The sequence below is a fragment of the Corallococcus sp. 4LFB genome (assembly GCF_046520365.1).
GTDB lineage: Bacteria > Myxococcota > Myxococcia > Myxococcales > Myxococcaceae > Corallococcus > Corallococcus caeni.
Map to the genome: position 1 here is coordinate 1 of NZ_JBKGHJ010000379.1, position 8,680 is coordinate 8,680.

General features: G+C 72.6%; 4 protein-coding genes, 1 tRNA gene and 2 pseudogenes. 3 read left to right on the forward strand and 4 right to left on the reverse strand.

Annotation, left to right across the window (positions count from 1 at the left end; genetic code table 11):
• The first annotated feature begins 118 nt into the window (after positions 1-118).
• Together ACLEQD_RS31035 and ACLEQD_RS31040 are read left to right on the forward strand one after the other, a co-directional pair.
• Positions 119-1,717 carry a bifunctional metallophosphatase/5'-nucleotidase gene (locus tag ACLEQD_RS31035; protein ID WP_410389082.1) on the forward strand — a complete coding sequence of 533 codons (1,599 nt, stop codon included), beginning with the start codon at positions 119-121 and terminating at the stop codon, positions 1,715-1,717.
• Positions 1,718-1,950: 233 nt separating this feature from the next.
• Complete coding sequence (locus tag ACLEQD_RS31040) at positions 1,951-2,379, forward strand: hypothetical protein (protein WP_410389084.1); 429 nt, start codon at positions 1,951-1,953, stop codon at positions 2,377-2,379.
• Between the two features lie 97 nt (positions 2,380-2,476).
• Here the strand turns inward: ACLEQD_RS31040 and ACLEQD_RS31045 are convergent.
• The 4 genes and pseudogenes from ACLEQD_RS31045 to ACLEQD_RS31060 form a co-directional block, all read right to left on the reverse strand.
• Positions 2,477-5,254, reverse strand: a pseudogene (locus tag ACLEQD_RS31045) (Hsp70 family protein).
• 25 nt (positions 5,255-5,279) lie between these two features.
• Positions 5,280-7,139 (reverse strand): annotated as a pseudogene (locus ACLEQD_RS31050) (Hsp70 family protein).
• Positions 7,140-7,227: 88 nt separating this feature from the next.
• Positions 7,228-7,842 (reverse strand): DUF2760 domain-containing protein, encoded by a 615-nt coding sequence (locus ACLEQD_RS31055; RefSeq protein ID WP_410389086.1) that lies wholly within the window; start codon positions 7,840-7,842, stop codon positions 7,228-7,230.
• A 96-nt stretch (positions 7,843-7,938) separates the two neighbouring features.
• Positions 7,939-8,014 (reverse strand) — tRNA-Ala (locus ACLEQD_RS31060).
• Between the two features lie 205 nt (positions 8,015-8,219).
• Here ACLEQD_RS31060 and ACLEQD_RS31065 point away from each other — a divergent pair.
• A partial coding sequence (locus tag ACLEQD_RS31065; RefSeq protein WP_410389088.1) for a tetratricopeptide repeat protein occupies positions 8,220-8,680 on the forward strand: 461 nt, incomplete at its 3' end.

An 8,680-nucleotide genomic window follows, 5' to 3' on the forward strand; every position in this document is an offset into this window, starting at 1 on the left:
CCGCCACCCCACCCCCCGCGCCTCCCGCCGCCGAGCCGGTGCGGCTCACGCTGGTGGGCACCAACGACTTCCACGGCTGGGTGATGCCCCACCGCGCCACGCTGCCGGACGGCAGAAGGTGGAGGAGGGGGGCGCGGCGCTCTTCGCGTCCTACGTGGCGCGGCTGCGCGAGGACAACCCGGGCGGCGTGCTGCTGGTGGACGGCGGGGACCTGTTCCAGGGGACGCTGGCGTCCAACCTGGTGGAAGGCGCCATCGTCGTCGACGTGTACAACCACCTGGGCTACGCGGCGGTCGCCATCGGCAACCACGAGTTCGACTACGGGCCGGTGGGCCCGGAGCCCGTGGCCCGGCGCCCGGACGAGGACCCGCTGGGCGCGCTCAAGGCCCGCGTGGGGCAGGCGAGGTTCCCCTTCCTGTCCGCCAACGTGCGCGAGCAGGACGGCCGCCACCCGGCGTGGCTGGGCAATGACGGCACCACGGTCGTCACGGTGAAGGGCGTGAAGGTGGGCCTGCTGGGCCTGTCCACGCTGTCCACGCCGCAGACCACCAACCCCGCGAACATCGCCAGCCTCAAGTTCGAGTCCCTGGCCGACGCCGCGACGCAGGCCGCGAGGTCGCTGCGCGAGCAGGGCGCGGAGGTGGTGGTCGCCATCGCGCACGCGGGCGGCAAGTGCACGGACCTGGCGAACCCGCGCGACACGTCCGGGTGCGTGCGCGACGACGGGGAAATCTACGCGGTGCTGGAGGCGCTGCCCAAGGGCGCGGTGGACGCGGTGGTGGCGGGCCACACGCACCAGCCCATGGGGCACTTCTTCGGCGACGTGCCGGTCATCGAGACGACGGGCCTGGCGCGCTCGTTCGGCGTGGTGGACCTCTTCGTGGATCCAGTGAGCCACCGCGTGCTTCCCGAGCGCACGCGCATCCAGGCCGCCATCCCGGTGTGCGGCGCCGTGGACGCCACGCTGAAGACCTGCGACGCGCTGAAGCTCAAGGACGCGAAGGACGTGCGGCTGGTGCCGGCCACGTTCCTGGGCCAGCCGGTGACGCCGGACGCCCGCGTGCAGGCGCTGGTGGCCTCCGCGGAGGCGCGCGTGGAGGAGGAGCAGCGCCGCCCGGTGGGCGTGGAGATCCAGGCCCGCATGCCCCAGGTGTACGAGGGGGAGAGCGCGCTGGGCAACCTCATCGCGGACGCCATGCGGGAGGCGGCCCGCTCCGACGCGGCGGTGATGAACGCGGGCGGCATCCGGGCGGACCTGCCGCAGGGGCCGCTCACCTTCGGGAAGCTCTACGAAGTCCTCCCCTTCGACAACACGCTCGCGGTGCTGGACCTGAGCGCGGACGAGCTGCGCCGCTTCCTGTCGCTGGCCTACGGCGGCCGCAAGGGCGTCTTCGCGGTGTCCGGGCTGGAGGTGACGCTGGGCGCGTGCCCCGGGCCGGAGCGCTTCCAGGGCGTGACGCTGCCGGGAGGCAGGCCGCTGAAGGCGAAGGGGACCTACCGGGTCGCGGTGCCGGACTTCCTGCTGCGCGGCGGCGACGGGGTGGGGCCGCTGACGTCCACGCTGCCACGGGAACGTATCAACCTGTTGCAGGGCCAGGACCTGCGCGAGGTGCTGACCGCGTACGGCCGCGCCCACGGCAACGCGCTGAAGCCCCCGGCGCTCGGGCGCGTGCACCTGGTGAAGGCGGCGGGGCCCTGCGCGGACGCGAAGCCCTGAAAAGGGTGCGACCGCCGTTGGAAATTTTCTCTCCGTGCTGATCCGCTGGGGCTGGATCGCGGCGCAACCCAGCGGAAGATCAGCGGAAGGCGTCCTGGGCCGAATTTTCGGCCTGGGATCAGTTTCCAACGGAGGGAAACCTCCCTACTCTAGGGCACGCGAGATCCCTTGCAGGCGCGGCCCTCCAGCCAGCGCGAGCAAGTTGGAGCCCGTGCGTGGGAGGGACAGAAGAGATGCTCTACAAAGTGACCCCGATGATGGTCCCCGTTGCGCCCGAGAAGAAAGAGGCGCGGGAGCCGGGCCAGCCGCGCAAGCGGCGCAAGTCCTCCGTCTACGACGCCGACGGCCACGAGGTGCTGATCTCGCTGATGTGTCTGAAGTGCAAGACGCTCAAGCCCCTGGCGCAGTTCGGGCTGCGGAAGATGGCGGACGGCGCCATCCGCAACCAGCCCTGGTGCCGGGGTTGCCGCTCGGGCGCGGGCACGAAGAAGCCGAAGAAGGACGAGTCCCAGGCCGCCACCGTCAGCGTGCCCGCCGTCGCCGCCGTGGACCCCGTGCTCCAGGTCGTCGCCGTGCCGCTCGATACCGCTCCCGTGGCGCCGACGCTCGTCGACGCCCCGGTGGCGGTCGCGGCCGACGTGACGGCCCCCGCCCAGGTCTGATCCACGGCCCGGGATGAGCCGCCCTGCTGGGGCGCGCACGGTTCGCGCCCCGCATGGGATTTCTCCGCCCGGAGCATTCCGGCGGCCCGCCTCCTGCTCAGAACAGCCGCAGGCCCGCCGGCAGCGTGTCGCCGAGCGCCCGGGCTTCGTCCGCCGCCTCCAGGGCGACGACCTCACGCACCATCCGCACCCAGGTGTCGGCGGCCTTCGCGGCCACCAGCGCCTGGGCCGTGCGCTCGCGCAGCGCGGTGTCCAGGTCGCGCGTGCGGTCGCCGGTGAGGCGCGCGAGCTGGGCGGCGGCGAAGGGCGCGCCGTCCACCTTGCGCAGGTCCAGCGACAAGAGCAGCTCCAGCCACGCCTCCGCCGTCTCCACGTCCACGACCTTGTGGCTGCTGCCGTACAGCGGCACGCGCGCGCCCAGCCGGCCCAGGGCCCATGCCCACGGGCCACCGGAGCGGGACTCGGCCTTCAGGCGCGCGGCGATCCACCGGCCCACCTCCGCCTTGTCGCCCGGCGCCAGGTGCTCCAGGGAGGCGACGGTGCGGACCATCTCGTCCAGCCCCTCCGGCAGGATGCCCTTGAGCTTGGGGCCCGTGGGGGCCTCCGGGGGCACGCGCCGGGACAGGTGCGGCTGGAGGTAGCCGTAGAGCTTCTGCTGCTGGCCTTCCGTGAGGCCGCCCGCGATGCGGCGCCACATCACCCAGAACTCCGTCCACACGGCCTTGTCCTGGTGGTGCTGCACCAGCGCGTCGAAGAGGCCGAAGGTCTGCTCCGCGCGCCAGCCGTCCAGCGGGTAGCCGAAGCCGGGGCGCAGGCAGAAGCCGGTGAGGCTGTAGAAGACGCGCTCGTGGTCGTCGGAGCGGCGGCGCTTGCTCGCGCCCGCGTAGAGCGTGCTCCACAGCTCGCGCAGCACCGGCACGCGCCACGTGTCGCGCGGGCCCAGCACCTTCTCCAGCGTGCGTGACAGCTGCTTCACGTCCTTGGGGCCCAAGGGCAGCGGCTTGTTGCCGTAGACGCGCTCCACGTTGTCCTTCGCCTCGGCGAAGCGCGCGGGCATGGACTCGGTGACGGTCAGCTCGTGCGAGCCTCCGGTGCCGCGCAGCTCGAACTCCAGGCGCCAGCGCTCGTCCGCGACGTCCGACACGCAGAACAGCTCCAGCGTGCCAATCTCCGTGAGCGCCGCCTGCAGGTGCACCGGCACCTCCGTGACCTTGCCCGACGCGCCCTTGAGCAGCGTGTGGATGGGCGGCAGCGGCTTCAGGTCCTCCGCCAGCGGCACCAGGTCCCCCGGCTTGTCGATGCGGTCGCTCGTCGTGGAGAAGAGCGTGAACTGCACCGGCCGGCCCAGGGTGAGCGTGAAGGGGCGCTCGCCCAGGTCCACCTTCTGGCCCTCCTCGAAGCCGCGAGGAATCAGGCACAGCGTGGGCTGCTCCGTGCTGTCCGGGCCGCGCTGCAGGCCCACGTAGTACGCGCGCGCCGCGCCACCGCCGATGCGCAGGCCGTGCCCGCGCCGCACCAGCCCGTAGTACGCCGCCCCCCGGGCCACCGCGAGCTCCAGCGATTCGTGCTTCAGGAGCGGGATGCGCGGCGCCTGCGGCCACCACGCGGACAGCGCGTCCACCAGCCGCGCGGAGATCTGCGGCGAGTTGAAGACGCCGCCGTTGAGCAGGATGGCGTCCGGGCGGGGCAGGGCGCCTTCGTGCGACGGCGTCTCGCCCAGCGCCGCGAAGCCCGCCGCCGCGTGCTGCGCGAGGAACGGCCGCCAGGTGCCGGGTGACGGCCGGGTCCTGCACGTACGGCAGGCCCAGCTCCTGGAGCGCCATGCGCGCCGAGCGCCGGGGCCGGTCCCCGGGCGGGGACAGGGGGAAGAAGCCGTCCAGCACCAGCGCGTGCGCCTCGTCGCGGCCCAGCTCCGTGGACAGCGTGCCGCCCAGCAGCCGGCTGCCCTCGCCGATGAGCGACAGGCCGTACTTCTCCGGCGGCGCGTGCCCCAGCAGCTCCTCCTTCGCGGTGCGCGCGGCCTGGATGGCCTGCGTCCACTGCGTCGCGGACAGGCGCCGGCCGCTCTGGGTGAGCTTCTCCTCCATGCGCCGCGCGAGCGCCGCGTCCATGTTGTCGCCACCCAGCATCAGGTGGTCCCCCACCGCCAGGCGCCGCAGCATGGGGCCTTCCGGCGACACGCCCGCGTGCACCAGCGTGAAGTCCGTGGTGCCACCGCCCACGTCCACCACCAGCACCAGCCGCACCTGGGACAGCGTCTGCTCCAGGTCCGCGCGGTGCCGCGCGGTGTAGTCGTAGAAGGCCGCCTGCGGCTCCTCCAGCAGCGTGAACTTCTCCAGCCCCGCCTTGCGCGCCGCGCTCACCGTGAGGGCGCGCGCCGCCTCGTCGAATGAAGCGGGGACGGTGATGACCACCTCCTGCTTCGACAGCGGCTCGTCCGGGTGGGCGAAGTCCCACGCCCGGGCCATGTGCGTGAGGAGCAGGGCGGACGCGTCCACCGGGGACAGCTTCTGGACGTCCGCGGGCGCGCCCACGGGAGGATGGGCGCGGAGCGGTCCACGCCCGGGTGGCACAGCCAGCTCTTCGCGGACGACACGAGCCGGCCGGGCACGCGCGCGCCCTGCCAGCGGGCCAGCTCGCCCACGACATACGGACCGCCGTCGTCGCCCCAGGGCAGGCGCAGGACCTCCGGGGCCAGCTCGTGGCCGGCGGGGACGTAGACGGTGGACGGCAGGAGCGGGCGCGGCGCCACCTCGCCCTGGCGGACGAGCTGGGGCAGGGGGAAGTCCTCGACGGGTGCCCCCGCGCCCCTGCCTGGATCCACGGATGCCACCGCGCAATGGGTGGTGCCCAGGTCGATGCCGACGATTCGCATACGCCTCCGGTGTGCGGGGCCCCTTCTACTCCTTCATGCGCACGTTGAGCTCCAGCTTCCAGCGTCCGGAGCCGTTCTTCTCCAGGCAGCGCAGCTCCAGCGTGCCCACCTCCGTCACCGCCGCCTGGAGGTTCACCGGCGTCAGGTCGCCGAAGGGCGTGGCCTGGCCGGGCAGCGTCGTCTCGATGGGCGCCACCTCCTCCAGCCCCCCCGCCGCCAGCTCCGTCTCCACGTCCTCCACCATCTCGCCCACCCGGTCGTCGCGCCGCACGGACGACGCGAAGAAGCGGAAGCTCGTGGGCTCGCCGGTGACGAGCCCGAACTCCTGCGGCGGCACGTCCGCCTGCGTCCCCTCCTCCATGCCGAAGGGCGCGACGCACAGCGCCTTCACCGGCGGCTCCATGCCCGGCACCGCCGGCATCGCCGTCTCCACGCCCACGTAGTAGGCGCGCGCCGTCCCGCCGCGGATGCGCAGGCCGTGCCCCTGGCGCACCCAGCCGTAGTACGCCGCGCCCCGCGCCACCGCGAGGTCCAGGTCCGCCCCTCCAGCTCCTTCGCCGGGGGCGCCCCCTCCGCCGCGAGCCACTGGTTGAGGACCTCCATCACGCGGCCCTTCAGCGGCCCGGCCTTGAAGACGCCGCCGTTGAAGAGCACCGCCGTGGGGGGCAGGAAGCCCTTGCCCGCCACGTCCACCGGCGAGTCCGCGCTGGCCGCCAGCGCCTGCGCCTGCCGGGTGAGGAACGCCGCCAGGTGCTTGGTCACCGCCGGGTCCTGCGCGTACGGCAGCGCCATCTGCGCCAGGCCCGTGCGCCGGGCGTGCGCGGCAGGTCCGCCACCTGCGTCACCGGGAAGAAGCCGTCCGTGAGGACGCGGTCCAGCTCCTCGCGCGTCAGCTCCGTGCGCAGCGTGCCGCCGATGAGCGACGAGCCCCGGCCCGGAATGGCGATGGGCACCCGGTCCAGGGATGGATCCGCGTACAGCGTCTCCTTCGCCTGACGGCACCCGTAGGTGAGGCCGTTGAACTGCCACGCGTCCAGCTTGCGGCCGTCCGCCGCCATCCGCTGGTTGAGCGTGTGCGCCAGGGCGAGGTCCATGTTGTCGCCGCCCAGCAGGATGTGGTCGCCCACCGCCACGCGCAAAAGCTCCAGGTCGCCCTCGCGGTCCTTCACGGTGATGACGGAGAAGTCGGACGTGCCGCCGCCCACGTCCACCACGAGAATCACCTCCCCGGGCTGCACCTGCTTGCGGAAGTTCTCCCCCATCGCCTCCAGCCACGCGTACAGCGCCGCCTGCGGCTCCTCCAGCAGGGTGATGTGCTCGATGCCCGCCGCCTTCGCGGCCTCCAGCGTCAGGTCGCGCGCCGCCGCGTCGAAGGACGCCGGGACGGTGACGATGACCTCCTGCTGGGACAGCGCGTTGCCGGACTCCTCCTGCGCGCGCGCGAAGGTGTGGTCCCACGCCTCCTTCAGGTGGCGCAGGTAGCGCGCGGACGCATCCAGCGGCGACACGCGCTGCACCTCCGGCGGCGCCTGCCAGGGCAGGAGCGCGGACCTCCGGTCCACGCCCGGGTGCGACAGCCAGCTCTTCGCCGAGGACACCAGCCGCGTGGGCACCTTGGCCCCGTGCGAGCGGGCGAAGTCACCCACGATGACGCCCGGCTCCTGACTCCACGGCAGCGCGAGGCTGCCTCCGGGAACTCCTGCGCGCTGGGCAGGTAGAGGAAGGAGGGCAGCAGCGGGCGCGCCTCCACGGTGCCGGGCGCCGTCACCTGGGGCACGGGCAGCATGGACTGCGAGGGGCCGCGCGGCTTGCCGTCCTCGAGGTTGAAGTAGGACACCGCGGAGTGCGTGGTGCCCAGGTCGATGCCGATTGCGTATCGGGCCATATCGGTCAGGAACCCCTTTGGGGGGCCTTGTGGTTCCTTGAAGGGAAGGGGACTTCGAAGGACGCGCCGCCTGCTGCCCGGGCGGGCGTCAGGCGAGCTCGACCTCCGCCGGGGCCAGCACGCGCGGCTCCATGGCGGGGCTGACGGACGGGAACTTCACCTCCGTGGTCACCCAGCCGTGGTGCCGCAGGGTGCCGCCATAGGGCGGCTGGCCGGCGACGTTGCCGGTGAGCCGGATGCGCTGCGCGTCGAAGCCCGGCGGCACCGTCACCTTGTCGCCCTCGCCCTGCGGCAGCACCGGCTGGAGCGTCAGGTACTGGTGCACCACCTTGCGGCAGCCCTCGTGGACGATGCGGGCCGCCGCGCCCACGTCCGCGTCCGGGAAGGCCGCGACGTTCTCCTGCACGAAGTCCAGGAAGCGGCCCTCGCGCTGGAGCATGGCCAACAGCGACAGGGCGCTGGCGTGCTCGCGCTCGGGCGCCAGGGGAGGGGGCGCCACGGGGGCCTGGACGGCCGGCGCCTTCACGGGCGGTGGGGCCGCCGTGTCCCCGGAGGGAAGCTCCTTGAGCTGGCCAGCGTCATAGGCGCGGCTGGCCGGCAGCACGGCCTGCGCGAATTCGCGGGACACGAGGCAGCGCCAGAAGCACAGCCAGGCGAGCCAGAAGCGGGCGAAGAACGACAGGGAGGCGGACGGGTCGGTCATCGGCCCCGGATAACAAAGCCGGAAGCCTTTGCAATTCGCCAATGGCCTGAAATGCAAAGGGCCTCACGGTTTCCCGTGAGGCCCTTCGGTTCTTCATGGTGGAGGTGGACGGGATCGAACCGACGACCTTCGCATTGCGAACGCGACGCTCTCCCAACTGAGCTACACCCCCACATGGGGACTACAGGCTGCCTGCTGCGCCTCGCGGGGGTTGGGTCCCGCGAAGTGATGGGGCTAGTACCGGAGCCCCACCTTGCTGTCAAGCAGCTCGTTTCCGGCACCAACCCTGCGATTGACGTGCCGCACTGTGGATGCCATAAAAACCGCCTTCCGGTACCGCATCCTTCCCGGCCAATTACCGGGCCCCCTTCTGGTTCATGTCCACCTCCCCATCGAAGACGTTGAGCCCCACCGAGCTCGCGAAGCTTGAGCATTCGTTCGCTTCCGACCCATCGTCGGATGCCTACAAGCCCCTGGCGGAGGCGTACCTCGACCTGGGCCGCTTCATGGAGGCGATGGTCGTCTGCAAGAAGGGCGTCAAGGCGCACCCGACCGCGGCCGATCCCCGCCTCCTGCTGGCGCGGGTCTACGCCGCGCAGAACAAGGACAAGAAGGCGCTCGAAGAGGTGATGGGCGCGCTCCAGGTCCAGCCGGAGGACAAGGCCGCCCTGCGCATGGCGGGCGTGCTGCAGATCAAGGGGGGCGAGGCCGAGGTCGGCCGCGGCAACCTCCTCAAGGCCTACCAGGCGGACCCCGGCGATCCGGAGACCGTCACGCTCCTCCAGCAGTACAAGGTGGAGATCCCCCGCCCCGCGGCGCCCGCCCCGGTGCTCGCGCC